8 protein-coding genes are annotated in these 18,111 nt (G+C 71.5%); 2 read left to right on the top strand and 6 right to left on the bottom strand.

Annotation, left to right across the window (positions count from 1 at the left end):
- Positions 1–116: 116 nt before the first annotated feature.
- The 3 genes from OG933_RS03205 to OG933_RS03215 all read right to left on the bottom strand — a co-directional run bounded on the left by OG933_RS03205 (position 117) and on the right by OG933_RS03215 (position 7,315).
- A complete protein-coding gene (locus tag OG933_RS03205; RefSeq protein ID WP_405625214.1) occupies positions 117–1,532 on the bottom strand; it encodes an ABC transporter substrate-binding protein in 1,416 nt (471 codons plus the stop codon).
- Positions 1,533–1,921: 389 nt separating this feature from the next.
- On the bottom strand, positions 1,922–2,932 hold the full coding sequence (locus tag OG933_RS03210; protein WP_362532984.1) for a LacI family DNA-binding transcriptional regulator: 1,011 nt from the start codon (positions 2,930–2,932) through the stop codon (positions 1,922–1,924).
- A 99-nt stretch (positions 2,933–3,031) separates the two neighbouring features.
- Positions 3,032–7,315 carry a discoidin domain-containing protein gene (locus OG933_RS03215; RefSeq protein ID WP_405625216.1) on the bottom strand — a complete coding sequence of 1,428 codons (4,284 nt, stop codon included), beginning with the start codon at positions 7,313–7,315 and terminating at the stop codon, positions 3,032–3,034.
- Positions 7,316–7,847: 532 nt separating this feature from the next.
- On the opposite strand from OG933_RS03215, the gene OG933_RS03220 reads away from it, so the two are divergent.
- Complete coding sequence (locus OG933_RS03220; protein ID WP_405625217.1) at positions 7,848–11,276, top strand: CARDB domain-containing protein; 3,429 nt, start codon at positions 7,848–7,850, stop codon at positions 11,274–11,276.
- 147 nt (positions 11,277–11,423) lie between these two features.
- Here OG933_RS03220 and OG933_RS03225 read toward each other — a convergent pair whose 3' ends face one another.
- The 3 genes from OG933_RS03225 to OG933_RS03235 all read right to left on the bottom strand — a co-directional run bounded on the left by OG933_RS03225 (position 11,424) and on the right by OG933_RS03235 (position 17,462).
- Positions 11,424–12,257: a class I SAM-dependent methyltransferase gene (locus OG933_RS03225; RefSeq protein ID WP_362532991.1), complete on the bottom strand. Its 834-nt coding sequence runs from the start codon at positions 12,255–12,257 to the stop codon at positions 11,424–11,426.
- 221 nt (positions 12,258–12,478) lie between these two features.
- Positions 12,479–15,661: an AfsR/SARP family transcriptional regulator gene (locus OG933_RS03230; protein WP_405625218.1), complete on the bottom strand. Its 3,183-nt coding sequence runs from the start codon at positions 15,659–15,661 to the stop codon at positions 12,479–12,481.
- A 781-nt stretch (positions 15,662–16,442) separates the two neighbouring features.
- On the bottom strand, positions 16,443–17,462 hold the full coding sequence (locus OG933_RS03235; protein ID WP_405625220.1) for a DMT family transporter: 1,020 nt from the start codon (positions 17,460–17,462) through the stop codon (positions 16,443–16,445).
- A 72-nt stretch (positions 17,463–17,534) separates the two neighbouring features.
- Between OG933_RS03235 and OG933_RS03240 the strand changes: the two genes are divergently transcribed.
- Positions 17,535–18,029 (top strand): Lrp/AsnC family transcriptional regulator, encoded by a 495-nt coding sequence (locus OG933_RS03240; protein ID WP_405625221.1) that lies wholly within the window; start codon positions 17,535–17,537, stop codon positions 18,027–18,029.
- Positions 18,030–18,111 lie beyond the last annotated feature (82 nt).

Below are 18,111 nucleotides of genomic sequence, written 5' to 3' on the forward strand. Positions count from 1 at the left end.
CGGTGTCGCCGGACGGGACGGTCCGGATGCGTGACGTGGGCGGACGGGCGCCTGGCCCGCCGGTCGGGGGCGCGCTCGCGAGCCGGGCGGCGGGAGACCGCCCGGCCCCGCGGGGGTCACTGGTTGGCGAGGACCTGGTTCACCTGGGTCTCCGCGGTCGACAGGAGCTTGTCGATGTCGGCGTCCTTGTTGGTGAGGATGCCGGACATCACGTTGTCGAGGACCTTGTAGATCTCCTGCGCCTTCGGCGGCTCGGCCTTGCCCGGGACCGGGTTGTCCATGAAGGCCTTGAAGTTCTGCACCGGCATGGTGGCGAACTGCTGACGGGCGGCGTCGTCCTTGGTCTTGCTGTCGTTCAGCCACAGGTTGGGCTGCGGGAGTCCGACGGGGAGGCTGTCGGCCTTGGTGCGCTCCCAGTCGTACTGTCCCTTGCCGACGGTGGTGAACTTGAAGTTGAGCCAGGCGATCGCGGCCTTGACCTTGTCGGGTGAGATGCCCTTCTTGATCATGTAGTTGTTGCCGCCGGCGAGGGTGTTCTTGCCGCCGGGGATCGGGCCCATACCGAAGTTCTCGTACTTGGCGCCGAGTTGCTGGACCATGTACGTCACGTCGTCGGGCGCGGCGAGGAACATGCCGAGCTTGTCGGTGGCGATCTGCTTCTGCAGGTCACCCCACTTCAGCAGCTGGGTCTTGCCCATGGCGTCGTCCTCCCAGCGCATCGCGTGGAGGTTCTGGGCGACCTGCTTGCCGATCGCGTCGTTGAACGCGGCCTTCGTGCCGGAGGAGTCGACGACCTCACCGCCGAGGCTGTACATCTGCGCGGTGAAGTGCCAGCCGCCGGTGTTGCCGGCGCTGTACTCGCCGAAGCCGGACACGCCGCCGCCGAGTCCGGCGATCTTCTTCGCCGCCGCCCGGACGTCCTCCCAGGTGGCGGGCGGGGTGTCGGGGTCGAGGCCGGCCCGCTCGAAGAGCGAGCGGTTGATGAGCAGGCCCATCCGGTAGTTGCTGGTGGGCAGGCCGTAGAGCTTGCCGTCCTTCTTGAGCGAACCGAGGACGTCCGGGTCGATGTCCTTCAGCAGCGGCACGGTCCTGTCGTTGACGTAGGCGCTGATGTCCTGGGCGCCGTCGTTGTCGAGGACCTGGTCGAGGTCGGTGAAGTAGGTGTAGAACACGTCCGGTTGGGACTTCGCCTTGAGCATCGCGGTGAACCGCGGCGGCTCCAGGCACTGGCCCGGGGTGGAGCGGCCCTGCACGGTGACGTCGGGGTACGTCTTGTTGAACTCCTTGACGTCCTCGTTCCACTCCTTGAGCTCGGCCTTCTTGGCCGCCGGCGGCATGCAGTCGATGGTGATGGTCACCTTGGTCTTGGGGTCCAGCGGCGCGGCGGGGTTGGCGTTCGTGCTGTTCCCGTCGCCGTTGTCGCCGTCGTCGCTGCTGCTCGTGCCGCAGGCGGCGAGCGCCGTCAGTGTGAGAGCGGAGACGAGGGTGACCGCGCCGGCGCGGCGGGTGCGGCGGAACCGAGCTCTTCTCATGGGTGGTCCCCTTCGGGCATGAACGTGGAAGGCGCCCCCTCATTAGTACGAGGTGGGGCGCCGCACACTCAATCACCGCCAACAAGACTGCGCAATATCTCGCGCTGATTTCGTAATTGCTTGACAGAGCAACGCAGATGGAGCGGCCGACACCCGGCGATTCCCTGCAAGTCGGTGTCGAGTACGGAACATTGCGTACCGCTTCCCGGACGGGCACCGTCGGACCGGCGACGACATGACACGGCCGGCCCACGAGAGTCCGTGGGCCGGCCGATGACGCGACGGTCGGTGTACGCGAGGGCGGTGCAGGCGAGGGGCGGTGTACGCGAGGGGCGGTGCAGGCGAGGGGCGTGCCGATGGGGCGGGCGTGCTGAGGCGGGCGGTCCGCGTCAGTCGCGCGGCGCCTGGGCCGTGGAGCCGCGCACGACCAGCTCGGGCTCGAACAGCAGCTCACCGGGCGGCACTTCGCCGCCCTGGATCTGGGTGCACAGCAGGTCCACGGCGGCACGCCCCATGGCCTCGATGGGCTGGCGCACGGTGGACAGCGGGGGCTCCGTGCAGTTCATGAAGGCGGAGTCGTCGAAGCCGACGACGGACACCTGCTCGGGCACCGCGAGGCCGCGCCGCCGGGCGGCCCTGATGGCGCCGAGGGCCAGGGGGTCGCTGGCGCAGATGATGCCGGTGACCCCGCGGTCCAGCAGCCGTGAGGTGGCCGCCTGGCCGCCTTCCAGCGAGAACATCGAGCGCTCCACCCGGTCTTCGGGGAGCGGGGAGCCGGCCGCTTCGGCCGCGGCCTGGGCGGCGGCGAGCTTGCGCCGGGAGGGGATGTGGTCACGGGGCCCGAGGACGAGCCCGATGCGCTCGTGGCCCAGCAGGGAGAGGTGGCGCCAGGCCTGTTCCACCGCGACGGCGTCGTCGCAGGAGACACAGGGGAAGTCCAGCTCCTCTATGGGCGCATTGATCAGGACCACCGGGATGCGCCGTTCGGCGAGCTGCCGGTAGTGGTCGTGCGGGGCGTCGGCCTGCGCGAACAGCCCTCCGGCGAAGACCACACCGGAGACGTGCTGCTGAAGCAGGAGATCGACGTAGTCCGCCTCGGAGACGCCGCCCTTGGTCTGGGTGCACAGCACGGGTGTCAGCCCCTGCTGGGCCAGCGCGCCGCCGATGACCTCGGCGAACAGCGGGAAGATCGGGTTCTGCAGCTCCGGCAGGACGAGTCCCACCAGGCGGGCGCGTTCGCCGCGCAGCTGGGTGGGGCGCTCGTAGCCGAGCACATCCAAGGCCGTCAGCACCGACTGACGGGTGGTCTCGGAGACCCCCGGCTTGCCGTTGAGCACCCGGCTGACCGTGGCTTCGCTGACCCCTACCTTCTTGGCAACCTGAGCAAGTCGTCGCGTCATGGGCGCAAGGCTAGCGCAAGCCGCGCAAACGGCTTGCGCCAACCAGGGCCACAATGTTCAGTTTCCGTCAGGATCCATGGCTCTCTTGCGGACCGGCGTTCAGGGATTGATGTTGATCTTGAAGGTGGAGGTGGTGTTCCGGATGTCCACGGCGTTGCCGTTCAGACGCAGTCCGTTGAAGGTGACCTCCCCGACCGCCGGACCCTGGTCGGCCTCGGGCAGCTCGTTCGCCCACAGTCCGAAGCCGGACTTGGCGTCGTAGGCGTCACCGCTCTTGCGGGCTCCGGTGATCGAGATGTCGGTGAGGACCGTGTCCTTGATCGGGTTCACCGGCTGCCCGCCGACGTACTGCGTCTGGAACATGATGCCGGAGTAGGTCGGGTCGACGATGTCGACGTCGTTGACGCGGATGCCCTGGAACACCTTGGACGCGGAGAACAGCCAGATGCCGGGGAAGGTCTGGGCGCCCCAGAAGTGCCCGCCGGAGCGCACCACGGAGACGTTCTCCACCGTCGTCGGGTCCGTGCCGAAGCCGTTCATCGGATAGCCGAAGTCCAGCGAGCTGATGGTGATGCCGGAGTAGACCAGGGTGTCGGCGATGTGGATGTTGCGGAAGGTGTTGTTGTAGCCGCCGTACACGGCGATGCCCGCGGCCCGCCAGGTCAGCAGCGAGGTCAGGTTCTCGTAGACGTTGTCCTTCATGTCGGCGCCGCCCGCGTCGATGGCCGAGAACAGCGCGAAGCTGTCGTCGCCGGAGGAGCGGGACTCGTTGTTGACGACGTGGTTGTCCGTCGACCCGTTGGTCATGTTGACGCCGTCGGCGAAGGTGTCGCGGATGCGCGCGTTGCTGACCGTCATCCGGTCGGTGTTGGCGCCCCAGTACAGGCAGACCATGTGCTCGGTCCAGGTGTTGTCGATGACGATGTCCGAGACGCCTGCGAAGTCGAACACCTTGCCCGGCCCGTCGATGCGCGAGGTGTAGTTGCCGAAGTAGGCGAAGCCGCGGAACGCGGAGCCCTTGGCGCTCGCCTCGGCCCGGAAGCCGACGTCGGTGTTCTCCTGGCCGGCCGGGGCGTGGAACTGGGTGTACCAGGGTCCGGCGCCGACCACCTGCACGGCCTTGCCGTACACCTGGAACTTGGACGAGGTCTGGTAGTCGCCCGGCGGCAGATAGACACCGGTGAGCTTGCCGGTGGTGTCCATACGGACCCGGTCGAGGGCGTTCTGCACGTCCTGGTGGGTGAAGCCGGCCGGGACGGCGTACGCCGCCGGGTCGGGGTTGGCGACGGGCGCGACCTGCTCCAGGCTGACGAAGTCGATCGCGTAGCGCGAGGTGTTGGCGGCGTCCTTCTGGAGCCGGATCTTCGCACCGGCCGGGACGGTCTCGCCCAGCATCAGGTGCGCCTCGTCGTAGATGTGGCGCGGGGCTCCCGCGGACGGCGCGTTGCCGGGCGAGGCCTCGGCGCCGTACAGCCAGGCGTACCGCGAGGTGAGCGGCAGAGCCTTGCGGAGGGTGCCGTCGACGTAGACGTTCAAGGTGGCGTCGGTGCCGCCGCCGCCCGCGGCATCGGGAATGGAGAAGCGGGTCACCAGGGTGTTGGTGGCCGCCCGGGTGGTGAACTCCACGTACTGGCCGGTGCTGTCGAGGGTGACGGCCTTGCGCCCCGACGCCTCGCCGGCGAGGTCGCCGACGGTGCGGTTGGGCCCGACGGTGGTGGCGCCGCCGCCCGTGGCGCCGTCCTCCGCCTCGTACATGTCGTAGGGCATGTTGGCGCCGCGTCCTACGAAGAGGGACTGCTCGACGGTGTTGTTCTCCCGTTTCACGGGGAGTTCGTTGCCGTCGGCCGCGACCGTGGCGCGCACCGTGTAGGTGCCGTTGGCGGCGGTCCAGGTGCCGAGGGTGATCGGTGCGGTGGTGGCCCCGGCGGCGATCGCCCCGTCGTGGGAGCCGGTCACGGTGCGGACGGTCGCCCCCTTGGAGTCGACCAGGGTGAGGGTGAGGGCGTGGGCGCCGCTCGCCGAGGTGACGGTGCCCTGGTTGCGCACGGCGACGCGGAAGGTGACCGTGTCGCCCGCGGCCGGGCCGGACGGGGACGTGGTGACCACCGGGACCAGGTCGGAGCTGCTGACCGGGCGCACGGTGAGCGCGGTGGGCGCCGTGTAGGTGTTGTTGGTCTCGTTCTGCTCGATGACCGTGCCGCCGTCGTCCGCGACGGCGCTGAGCTGGTAGGTCCCCGTCTCGCGGGCGCCGATCGAGGCGCTGACGGTGGTCTGCGCGCCGGCGGCCAGGGCGCCGACGGGGGCGTTGGCGACCTTGGTGCCGTTCAGCCGCAGCGCGAGGCTGCTGGCGGGCGCGGCGGTCTCGCCGCTGTTGCGGACGGTGGCGGACAGGGTGATGGTGTCCGACTCGACGGGCGAGACCGGCGCGGCGGTCAGCGAGGTGACCTGCAGATCGGGATTGGGTGCGGCGGTGCCGATCACCTGGAACTCGGCGATCTGCCCTGCCGGGGCACCGGAGTTGGCGGTGAACCGCAGCTGGACATCGGCGACGCGGGCGGCGACCGGGATGGTCACCGTGTTGCCGCTCGCCGGGCTGAAGGCGTACTCCTTGGCGGCGACCAGCGAGGTGAAGCCGCTCGCGGACTGCTCACGCCCGAGCACCTGGACGGTCTGGGTGCGCGGGCCCCAGGAGCTGTCCGGGTTGAGGCGCAGGACCAGTGAGGTGACGTCGGCGTTGGCGCCGAGCTGCACGGTCAGTGTGGCGGGGTGGCCGGAGCCCTCCCAGTAGGTGCTGGTGGAGTTGTCGTTGGCGTTCTCGGCCACGAAGGTGTGCACGGTCGAGGAGGCCGTGATGGGCCTGCCGACCGCGAGGTTGGAGCCGGGGCCGGACGTGCCGGTCCGTGTGACGGAGTTGCTGTCGCCGGAGACGTTCCCGGCGGCGTCCTTCGCCCGCACCGCGTAGGACACGGTCACGGTGGCGGGGCGGTTGTCGGTGTACGTGGTGACGTTGCCCGCGACGGTGGTCAGCAGGGTGTTGTTGGCGTACACCTCGTAGCCGGTGACGGCGGTGTTGTCGGTGGAGGCGTTCCAGGTCAGCCGGATCTGCCCGGCGGCGGGCTCGGTGAACGCCAGGTTCGCGGGAGCGGTGGGCGCCTGGGTGTCACCCGTCGCGCCGCGGCGGGTGACGGTGTTGCTGTTGCCGGAGACGTTCCCGGCGGCGTCCTTGGCGCGCACGAAGTAGGAGACCGTGGCGCTCGCGGGCCGGGTGTCGGTGTACGTGGTGGCGTTGCCGGCGACCGAGGTCAGCAGTTCGTTGTCGGCGTAGACGTCGTAGCCGGTGACGGCGGTGTTGTCGGCGGAGGCGTTCCAGGTCAGCCGGATCTGCCCGGCGGCGGGCTCGGTGAACGCCAGGTTCGCGGGAGCGGTGGGCGCCTGGGTGTCACCCGTCGCCGGGCCGTAGACCTCCAGCGCGGACAACTGGGCGGCCGGCTGACCGGTGTTGGCGGTGACCAGGACCTGGACGTACCGCGTGGTGGCCGTGTCGAAGGTGATCGTCACCGTGTTCCCGTCGGCCGGGGCGAACGGGTACGCCCTCGACGCCGTCAGGTCGGTGAAGTCGGTCCCGTTGGCGCTGCCCTGGATCTTCAGGGTCTGGGTGCGGGCTCCCCAGCCGTCGGGCAGCTTGAGCACCACCCGGTTGACGCCGAGCGAGGAGCCGAGGTCGGCCCGGATCCACTGCGGGAGTTCGTTGTTGCGGCTCTCCCAGTAGCTGGCCTTGTTGCCGTCCGCGGCGTTGGACGGCACGTACGTCTCGGTGTGGCTGCTCGCGGTGAGGGTGCGGCCGCGGGCGAGGTCGGTGGAGGACTCGCCCGCCGCGTGCACCTCGAGTTCCGAGAGCTGGGCGGCCTGCCAGCCGGTGTTGGCGGTGATCTCGATCCGTACGTAGCGGGTCTGCCCGGCCGGGAAGGCCACCGTGACGGTGTTGGCGGAGCCGGGGCTGAAGGTGTAGGCGGCGGACGCCTTCAGGGTGGTGAAGCCGGTGCCGTCGGCGCTGCCCTGCACGGACAGGGTCTGGCTGCGGGTCTCCCAGGACGCGGGCAGCTTCAGCACGACCTCGTCGACGCGGGCGGTGGAGCCGAGGTCGGCCTGGACCCATTGCGGCAGGTCACCGCCCGCGCTCTGCCAGTAGGAGCTCTGGTCTCCGTCGGTGATGTTGCGGGCGGCGTACTCGGTGTGTGCGCTGGCGGCCGCGGTGGGCCGTCCGGCAGCGAGGTTGGGGCCGTCGGCCGCCGAGGCGTCGGTCAGTGACGACGCGCCCAGCATCAGCAGGCTGGTCGTGAGGACGGCGGCCATGGCCCGCCATCCCCTGCGCTTCGGTCTCATCTCTCCCCGATCTCCGTCCCGTCCGCCGTGGCGCGGAGGGACGCGGTTGCTGGATGGGTCGGCTCGACGGTGCACCGGACACGCCTCAATGTGCGGGACAGGGCACCGCTTTTGCGTGAATCGCTCAGAGAGTTGCAGACCGATAGGGGTTCGTCCACCGTCGGGACAGCGGTGGATCCGACCGCTCACCCCTTGGACGACCTGCCCATGGGCCGGGATCAGGGACTTTCGTGCGGGCTTTCACGATGACGCAAGCGGATCCGCAAGCAACGCAAGCCGCTTGCGTGGCCAACTCCCGCCACTGCCGGGACCGTTGACAAAGCGGAGACACGCTAGAAACCTATGGGCGTACTTTCCGCAAAGAATCGACTGTTCAACTCAATTTGCGTGCACGGCCGGTGTTTCCCACCTCGGGCCTGCCCCTCGGGGCCGCTCCCGCACTCTCCTCCCCGCGCCTCCCCCGTCTCCCCGCACCTCCAGGGACCGACCCGCCGTGCCCTCCCCCGTGTTCACCTACCGAACAGAGGACCTCATGAGTTGGAGACCACCGGGCCGTCGGCCCGTGACCGGCGCGGTCGTCGCCGGGCTCCTGTCGACCGGCCTGCTTCCGCTGGCCTTCGCCTCCCCCGCCCAGGCGGCTCCCGCCGCGGCCGACGTCAACCTCGCCCTCGGCCGCCCCGCCACGGCGGGCGGAGCGCACGCCGAATACCCCGCCCGTAACCTCACCGACGGTGTCCAGGCCTCCTACTGGGAGGGCCCGGCAGGGTCCTTCCCGCAGTGGGCGCAGGTCGACCTCGGCGCGGCCCGGGAGGTGGACCGGGTGGTGCTCAAACTCCCGACCGGCTGGGGCAGCCGCAACGAGACCCTCTCGCTGCAGGGCAGCAGCGACGGCTCCGGCTTCAGCACTCTCGCGGCCTCGGCGGTCCGAGTGTTCGACCCGAACCGGGCCAACACGGTGTCCGTCGCCCTCGCCTCCCCCGCGGACGTGCGGTACGTCCGCGTCGACGTCTCCGGCAACACCGGCTGGAACGCCGCGCAACTCTCCGAGCTGGAGGTGTACGGCGAGGACGGCGGCACGGACCCGGGCGACCCGCCGCCCACCGGCACCAACCTGGCCCGCAACAAGCCGGTCGAGGCCACCTCCACCGCACAGACCTATGTGGCCGCCAACGCCACCGACGACTCCGTCTCCACCTACTGGGAGGCGGCCGGTCACCCCTCGGATCTCACCGTCGCGCTGGGGGCCGACGCCGATGTGACCGGCGTGGTGGTCAAGCTCAACCCGGACCCGGTATGGGCCGCCCGCACCCAGACCATCCAGGTCCTCGGCCGGCAGCAGTCCGCGAGCGGCTTCACCTCGCTGGCGGCCGCGAAGTCGTACTCCTTCAGCCCGGCGAGCGGCAACACGGTGACCGTCCCGGTCAGCGGCCGCTGGTCCGACGTGCGGCTGCACTTCACCGCCAACTCCGGTGCGCCCGGCGGGCAGGTCGCCGAGTTCCAGGTCGTGGGCACCGCGGCCCCCGCGCCCGACCTGACGGTCACCACGCTCGACTGGACGCCGGCCGCGCCCAGCGAGCGGGACGCGGTCACCGTCAAGGCCACCGTGCGCAACGCGGGCACCGCGCGCTCCGCGGCCACCACCGCCGACGTCAGCGTGGAGGGCACGGTCGTGGGCAGCGCCGCCGTCCCGGCGCTCGACCCGGGCGCCTCGGCGACCGTGGATGTCGCCACCGGTACCCGAGCTGCGGGCAGTTACGGCGTGTCGGCCGTCGTCGACCCCCGGAACACCGTCCCGGAGCTGGACGACAGCAACAACAGCCGTACGTCCGCGAACAGACTGGTCGTCACCCAGGCGCCCGGACCCGACCTGGAGGTGGCCTCGATCACCACCAGCCCGGCCAACCCGGCCGTCGGCCAGGCCGTCTCCTTCACCGTCGCCGTGCACAACCGCGGGATCAGCGCCGCTCCGGCCGGCTCGGTGACCCGGGTCCAGGCCGGCTCGACCACCCTCAACGGCACCACCGGCCAGGTGGCCCCCGACGCCACGGTGAACGTGGCGATCAGCGGGACCTGGACAGCCACCGCCGGCGGGGCGACCCTCACCGCGACCGCCGACGCCACCGGGGTCGTCGCCGAGACGAACGAGAACAACAACGTCCTCACCAAGTCCCTGGTGGTCGGCCGCGGTGCCGCCGTGCCCTACACCGAGTACGAGGCGGAGGACGGGCGGTACACCGGCACCCTCCTCACCGCCGACGCCCAACGCACCTTCGGACACACCAACTTCGCCACCGAGTCCTCCGGCCGCAGGTCGGTCCGGCTCACCGCGACCGGCCAGTTCGTGGAGTTCACCTCCACGAACGCGGCCAACTCCCTCGTGGTGCGCAACTCCGTCCCGGACTCCGCGTCCGGCGGCGGCGCGGACGCCACCGTCAGCCTGTACGCGGACGGCGCCTTCGTGCAGAAGCTGTCCCTGTCGTCCAAGCACAGCTGGCTGTACGGCACCACCGACGACCCCGAGGGACTGACCAACCGGCCGGGCGGCGACGCGCGGCGCCTGTTCGACGAGTCACACGCGCTGCTGTCGAAGAGCTATCCGGCGGGCACCGTGTTCCGCCTCCAGCGCGACGCGGGCGACTCGGCCGCCTTCCAGGTGATCGACCTGGTCGACCTGGAGCAGGTGGCTCCCGCCGCCTCCAAGCCGGCCGCCTGCACCTCGATCACGGAGTACGGCGCCGTACCGAACGACGGCCTCGACGACACCGACGCCATCCAGCGGGCGGTCACCGCCGACCAGAACGGCCAGATCTCCTGTGTGTGGATCCCGGCCGGACAGTGGCGTCAGGAGCAGAAGATCCTCACCGACGACCCGCTGAACCGGGGGCAGTTCAACCAGGTGGGCATCCGGGACGTCACCGTCCGCGGCGCGGGCATGTGGCACTCCCAGCTGTACACGCTGACCCCGCCGCAGGAGGCGGGCGGCATCAACCACCCGCACGAGGGCAACTTCGGCTTCGACATCGACTCCAACACCCAGATCTCCGACATCGCCATCTTCGGCTCGGGCACCATCCGCGGGGGCGACGGCAACGCCGAGGGCGGTGTCGGCCTCAACGGCCGCTTCGGCAAGGGCACGAAGATCACCAACGTGTGGATCGAGCACGCCAACGTCGGTGTCTGGGCCGGCCGCGACTACTCCAACATCCCCGAGCTGTGGGGCCCCGGCGACGGGCTGGAGTTCTCCGGGGTACGCATCCGCGACACCTACGCCGACGGCATCAACTTCGCCAACGGCACCCGCAACTCGACCGTCTACAACTCCTCCTTCCGCAACACCGGCGACGACGCGCTCGCCGTGTGGGCCAGCAAGTACGTGAAGGACACCTCGGTGGACGTCGGCCACGACAACCACTTCCGCAACAACACGATCCAGCTGCCCTGGCGGGCCAACGGCATCGCGGTGTACGGCGGTTACGGCAACACCATCGAGAACAACGTCGTCTCCGACACCATGAACTACCCGGGCATCATGCTGGCCACCGACCACGACCCGCTGCCCTTCACCGGTGAGACCCTGATCGCGGGCAACGCCCTGTACCGCACGGGCGGCGCGTTCTGGAACGAGGACCAGGAGTTCGGCGCGATCACCCTGTTCGCGCAGGGCCAGGACATCCCGGGCGTCACCATCCGGGACACCGAGATCCACGACTCGACGTACGACGGCATCCAGTTCAAGACGGGTGGCGGCGCGATGCCGGGCGTGAAGATCACGAACGTGCGCATCGACAGGTCCAACAACGGCTCCGGCATCCTCGCGATGAGCGGCGCCCGCGGCAGCGCCACCCTGTCCGGTGTGACGATCACCGGCTCGGCCCAGGGTGACGTACTCATCGAACCGGGCTCGCAGTTCACGATCACCGGCACCCCGAGCGGGGCGACGGGACGACGCGACGCCTACTGAGCACGACCGGTGGGCCCCCGAGACCGGGGGCCCACCGCTCCCTCGCCATTCCGCTCCGCCCTCGCTCCACCCCCGCTACGCGGATCGCCTGCTCGAACGCGAGCGCCGTGACCTCGTCCGGTCGCACCTCGTCCGGTCGCACCTCGTCTAGTCGGAGGCCCTGTCGGCCGTGACCAGCAAGTACTCCCAATCCATGGCCCCGTCCGCGAGGTGCCTGGCGGCCAGGTCCACGAGCGCCGTGTCGAGGGCGGTCACCTTGTCGGGGTCGTCGGCGATGGCGGCGTAGACGGCGAGGGTCGGGCCGTAGCAGCGCTTGAAGAACTCCCGGAAGTCCTCCGGGCCGGAGAACGCGTCGATGCGCAGCAACCGACGACGGGCGTCGACGCCGGTCACGCGGTCGCCGAGCAGAGAACGCACGTGGCCCTCGTCGCCCCACAGCGGCGGCGGCTGCGCTCCGGGCGGCGGCGGGGGCGCGTACGGGCGCATGGCGGCGAACATCTGCCCGATGAAGCCCTCCGGAGTCCAGTTGACGAGGCCGATCTTCCCGCCGGGTCGACAGACGCGGACCAGTTCGTCGGCGGCCCGCTGGTGGTGCGGAGCGAACATGACGCCGACGCAGGACACCACGGTGTCGAAGTCCGCGTCCGCGAACGGCAGTTCCTCGGCGTCGCCCTCGCGCCACTCCAGCTTGGCACCACGCTCCGCGGCGAGCCGGCGACCGGCCTCCAGCAGTTCCGGGGTCAGGTCCACCGCCACCACGTCGGCCCCGGCGAGGGCGGCGGGGATGGCGGCGTTCCCCGAACCGGCCGCGATGTCGAGCACCCGGGTCCCCGGCTGCACGCCGCTCTCGCGCACGAGCTCCGGTCCCAGGTCCGGGATGACGTCCGAGGCCACGAGGGGATAGTCGCCCAGTGCCCACATGGCTCGGTGCTTCGCCTTCAGGGCCCGGTCGGCCCGGGTCGCCTCACTCGCCTCGGACATGACGGATCCCTCCGCTGCGGCACCGTTCGCCTTCGGTTCCGGGCGGGGGCCACCGCCTCGGACCGCCGCGCCCGAGCCTCGCCGACTCCGGCGCCTTCTCTCGACTGTCTCACGGTTCGACCCGCCCCGCCCCGCCTGTGGACGGGACCGCTGCACCGCAATATCGCGGTGCAGCGGCCGTGCGACGCTGCGGTGCGCAGGCCCGACCGACCCGGCCGAGGCTACGGACGGGGCCCGGTCACCGTGGCCAGCCTGGTCCTGATGGCGTCGGCCTCGGGCATGCCGAGTTCGGCGTAGAGGGTGAGCGCACGCTCGTAGCGGCCGAGGGCGGGGGCGGTGTCGCCGAGCGCGTGATGGGCCGCGCCGAGTCCGCCGAGGGCGCGGGCCTGCTGGCCCGGGCTGCCGATGTCCTCGGCGATGGCGAGTGCGTCGGTGTGGTGGACGAGGGCCTCGGCGGGCCGGCCGGCGGCGCAGACGGCCTCGCCGAGCCCGTTGAGCGCCCTGGCCTCGCCGTCCCGGTCGCCGTTCTGGCAGTAGAGGGTGAGTGCCTGCCGCTGGCATTCGGCGGCCTGCGCGTGCTGGTCCCGCCGCGAGTGGACGACGCCGAGGCTGTGCAGCGCCCCGGCCTCGCCGTACCGGTCACCGACTTCGCGGAACAGGGCGAGGGCCTGCTCCTGGCGGCGCGCGGCCGACCCCAGCCGGCCGAGTCGCGTCTCGACCGTGCCGAGGTCGTTGAGCGCATGGGCTTCCAGGTAAGGGTTGCCGGCCAGCCGGAGCAGGGTCAGGGCCTGCTGGAGATGGTCGGCGGCCTGTCCGTAGCGGCCCGACTGCCCCTCGACGGAGGCCAGGTCCTTGAGGGCGATCGCTTCGCCCCACCGGTCTTCGACGCTCCGGTACAGCGACAGCGCCTGTTCCAGGTACGCGACGGCGGGCAGGAAGCGGCCCAGCCGTTCCTCGAGGAGGCCGAGGTTGACCAGGGCACGGGCCTGGCCGGTCGGGTCACCGGCCTGCCGGAACAACGTCAGCGCCTCCTGCAGGTGTTGACGTGCCGGTTCGTGTCGGGCCAGTTGCCAGTAGGCGGTGCCGAGGCCGAGCAGCGCCCGCGCCTCGCTCACCGGGTCGGCGATCAGGCGAGCGGCGTCCCGGGCGTGACCGTGCATCGTGAGGCCGTCGGTGTGATGGCCGCTGATGAGGTAGCGGTACAGGGTGAGGGAGAGCCGGATGGCGTGGGTGGGCCGGCCGCGGGCGGCGGTGTGGGCGGACACCGCCGTCAGACACGTCCGCTCGGTGTTCAGCCAGGCGCGCGCGGCGTCGGGATCCGACAGGTCGGGCACGGGCGTGGCGGGTTCGGGAGCGGCGGGCCGTAAGTGGGCCTCGGCCGGGTGGAGGCAGTTCATGGCGGCGGCCGCGGTGGCGAGGTAGTGGTCGAAGAGCCGGTCGAGCGCCGCCTCGCGGATCTGCGGCGCGTCCTCGGTGGTGGCGAGGCGGGTGGCGTAGGCGCGCAGCAGGTCGTGCATGCCGTACCTGGCGGCTTCCATGGGCTGGACCAGATGGGCTCGGGCGAGGGCGTCGAGGGCACGGCGGGCGTCCGCCAGGCTGCTGCCGGTCAGCGCGGCGGCGGCGTGGGCGTCGAGGTCGGGGCCGGGGTGCAGGCCGAGCAGCCGGAAGGTGCGCGCCACGTCCGCCGGGAGGTGCCGCAGCGACCAGGAGAACACGACGGCGACGGCGGCGCGGGGGTCGCCGTCCGCGTCGAGCAGGTCCAGCCGCCGCTGCTGGTCGGCGAGTTCGGTGACGAGGTCGGCGAGCGGGGTGGCGGGGCGGGCGGCGGCGAGCTCCGCGGCGACCCGCAGTGCCAGGGGAAGCCGGGCGCACTGCGCGGCGAGGGCGTCGACGGCGTCGGGTTCGGCCTCGGCGCGGGGGCCGACGAGCCGCCGCAGCAGGGCGCGGGCGACGGCGGCGGGCAGCAGGTCGAGGTCGAGGCGGTGGGCGCCCTCGCGTGCGACCAGCCCGGCGAGGCTGTCGCGGCTGGTGACCAGGACCGCGCAGGAGCCGGTGCCGGGCAGCAGCGGGCGGACCTGCTCGACGGTGGCGGCGTTGTCGAGAACGATCAGCATGCGCCGGCCCGCGACCTCGGTGCGGTAGCGCGCCGCGCGGTCGTCCGCCTCCAGCGGGATGTCCTGTCCGGACACCCCGAGCGCGGTCAGGAACCGGCCCAGCGCGTCGAGAGCGGTCATGGGCCGCTCGGGGTCGTAGCCGCGCAGGTTCACGTACAACTGGCCGTCCGGGAAACGGTCCCGGGCCCGGTGCGCCCAGTGGACCGCCAGGGCCGTCTTGCCCACGCCCGCCGTCCCGGACACCGCCGAGACCACCACCGCCGTCGGCCGCTCCGCTGCCGCGACCAGGACCTTCTCCAGCCGCGCCAGTTCCTCCTCGCGACCGGTGAACCCCGCTGCGTCCATGGGCAGTTGCGCGGGCACGGCTCCGACGCTCCCGATGCCGTTGCCCGTGGCCGAACTCGTGCCGGTGCCGGTGCCCGTGTCTGTGCCGGTGCCGTTGCCCGTGGCCGTACTCGTGCCGGTGCCCGTGCCGGTGCCGGTGCCGGTGCCGGGCGGTGTGCGACGGGCGGCCGGTGCGGCGGTCCGCCCGCTCAGGATCGCCGCGTGTTCCCGCCGCGCCTCGGCTCCCGGAGCCGTTCCCAGTTCGTCGGCCAGTCGCTCTTGCAGGGCTGCGTAGCAGGCGAGCGCCTCCGGGGCGCGCCCGGCGGCCTGCAGCGCCCGCATCAACACCACGGCGAGCGGCTCGGTCAGGGGGTGCTCGGCGACCAGGACCGACAGCGTGTCGACCACCACGACGTGGCCGCCGACGCGGAGTTCGGCGTCCGCCCAGGCCAGGACGGCGTCGATGCGCTGATGCAGCCAGCTCTCCCGGGTGCGTGCCGCCCAGTCGCCGGGCAGTCCGGCCAGCGGCTCGCCCTGCCACAGGCCCATCGCCTCCCGCAGGGTCGCCACCCGTACCGCATCGGAGCGGTCGGTCCGCCGGGCCCGCTCGACCAGGCTCCGGAAACGGTGCACGTCGACCAGGTCCCTGGGCACGTCGAGCCGGTAGCCTCCCGAGCCGCGCAGCAACGACGGCGCGGTGGGCGGGCCTTCGGCGCCGCCGGTGAGGTGCGGGGCCGCATCCAGAAGGGCACGGCGGACCCGGGCGATGTGGGCGTAGAGAGTGGCGCGCACCTGTGCGGGCGGGTCCTCGCCCCAGACCCGGTCGATCAGCGTCTCGGCCGCCACCCAGCGGCCCGCGTCGACCAGCAGCGCCGCCAGGACCGTACGCCGTTTGGCGGGGCCCAGATCCACAGGGCGGCCCGCCGCCCATAACTCCACAGGCCCCAGCAGCCGAAATCCCGTCACGCCGTCTCCCCCGCCCCACCCTGCGCGCATCGCCCTTCCCCACCAGGCGTCACCCAACCACCCGGCCACCTGCGAGGCAAGGTTTGCGCAAGGTTGTCGACCACCTCCCCGGTGCACCGTGTTCCTGGCAACCAACTCGCCTTGCCACAGGCCGACTTGGGTCCCGCGGGCGGGCCACCGGCTGATGGAGGAACACTGAGAACGAAGCGGACTCCGGACCGTCCGTCCGGAGGACTGTTCGGCCATCTCGGCGTCAACGGCTCGGGCGACCCCGGCGTGGTCCACGGCGACAACACGAATCTCCTCGTGCTCTCCCGGGGCTGGTACGACGGCTCCCCGGCGAACACCGTGTACGGGCACAACGTCGCCTCGAACAACTGGTGCGTGTGAACCCATCCACGGCGCGAAGGACACTCCTCACGGTGCTCCTTGCGCTCACCGCGGACGGGCTGCTCCCACGGGGGTGAGCAGCCCGTCCGCGGCCCCGCGGCCCCGCGGCACTCGACGAGCGTCCCCTGTCGGACGCCACCGCGGCCGGCCATGCCCTCGAGGACGGGTACAGGATCGTCGGTGTTCTGATCCATCGGTGGGTAGTGACGGGCGTGGGGTCGATCCTGGCCGAAGGAGGTGGACTTCACGATGTCCACCCGCCAGGCCCGGCCGAAGTGGGTCGTGATCGTCGACGCCGACCTGCCTCGCGCGAACCCCACCGTCACCGTGCTCGGCGTGTTCAGCACAGACATGGCAATCCTCTTCACTCATGCGGACAGATCAGAGAATGCTAGACAGATGTGCTGGATTCAGGCCGTGTCTCCGCATGTGGTTCGCCGCGGGAGGAGCGCTCGGGTCCCCCGGCGAACATGATGCGGCGATCGGGCGGAAACTCCGCAGCTCGTGTGGAGGATCGGGCGCGAGACATCGCGGGCAGACACGTGGTGATCATTCCGGCGAGGATCAGTGCGCAGCCGGCCCACGCCGAGGGCGAGAGGTGCTCGTGGAGAAGCAGCACGCCGATCAGGGCCGCGGCCAGGGGCTCGGCGAGGCTGAGCGTCCCGGCCGCGGTCGCCCGCACCCGGACGAGACCCGCGGTGAACAGCCAGTACGCGGCGGCGGTGGTGGCCACGCCGAGCCAGGCGATCAGCGCGAGGGTGGCGCCGTCGCGCAGGGGGGCGCTGTCGGTGATCATCCAGGGCAGCAAGGGGAGTGAGCCCAGCAGCAGGGAGAGCGCGGAGAGCATGGGCAGGTCGGCGGCGCGGTCGGCGGTGGCCAACTTCTTGGCGAAGACGGTGTACAGGCCGTAGCAGGTGCCCGCGGCCACCGCCAGGAGCAGGCCGAACGGGTCCACGCGGGCTCCGCTGCCCGGGGCCATCAGCAGGGCGCAGCCGGCGACGGCCGCGACGGTGCCAGCCGTCCGGCCGACGCCCATCCGCTCACCGGTGACCACCCGGGCGCACACACCGGTCACCGCGGGCGCGGTGCCCAGCGCGATCACCGTGGCCAGGGCCGCCCCGGTCCGCGACACCGAGGAGAGGAACGCCGCCTGGTAGACGCCCGTCGAGACCGCGCAGACCAGCAGCGGGCGCAGAACCCTGCCCTCGGCGAGAACCCGGAGCCTCTTCGGGCGACATGCGGTGAACGCGCCGAGGACCAGCCCGCCCACGACCAGCCGCCAGCCGCCGAGGGCCGCCGGCGTCATGGGGCCGGCCACCAGGACCTGAGCAGGGCCGACCGTGCCCCACAGGACCGCCGCCGCCAGCACCAGTCCCGCACCGAAGGCCGGACCGCCTCTTTGTGCATCCATGGCCGCGAGGCTAGGCAGGAATCCGGCAGGGCCGACTGCTTGCCGAACTTTGTCTGGCATACGGTGGAACTCATGGAACTTGATGCACTGGACCGGGCCCTGCTGCGGGAACTCCAGAACGATGCACGGCAGACCAACCGCGACTTGGCGGCCAAGACCGGGGTCTCCCCCTCGACCTCGCTGGAACGCGTCAGGCTGCTCCGCGAGCACGGCGTCATCACCGGCTACCACGCGGCCCTGGACCTCGACGCCGCCGGCCGACCCGTCCAAGCACTCATCTCGGTACGCATCCGGCCTCCGGCCCGCCCCGTCATCGAAGGGTTCCGCGAGTGGGCCGCGCGGCTGCCCGAGGTGATCGGCCTCTTCGTCCCCTCGGGCCCGCACGACTTCCTCATCCACATCGCCGTCCCGGATGTCGACAGCGTGTACGCCTTCGTCATCGATCGCCTCACCGAACGCCGCGAAGTCGCCGATGTGCAGACCACGATGATCTACGAGCACGTCCAGTCCCGCCGCATCGAGCCGACCAGCCCCGATCGGCCCCGCTCCGCACGCAGAAGCCGCTGACCGGCCGCATCCCTTCGCCGGGCCGCGGCGAAGCCCGCGAGGGTGCGGCAGGCCGGCTGCGGGCCCGCCCCGTCGAAGGCGA

This window comes from Streptomyces sp. NBC_00016, assembly GCF_045040885.1.
Classification (GTDB): domain Bacteria; phylum Actinomycetota; class Actinomycetes; order Streptomycetales; family Streptomycetaceae; genus Streptomyces; species Streptomyces coriariae.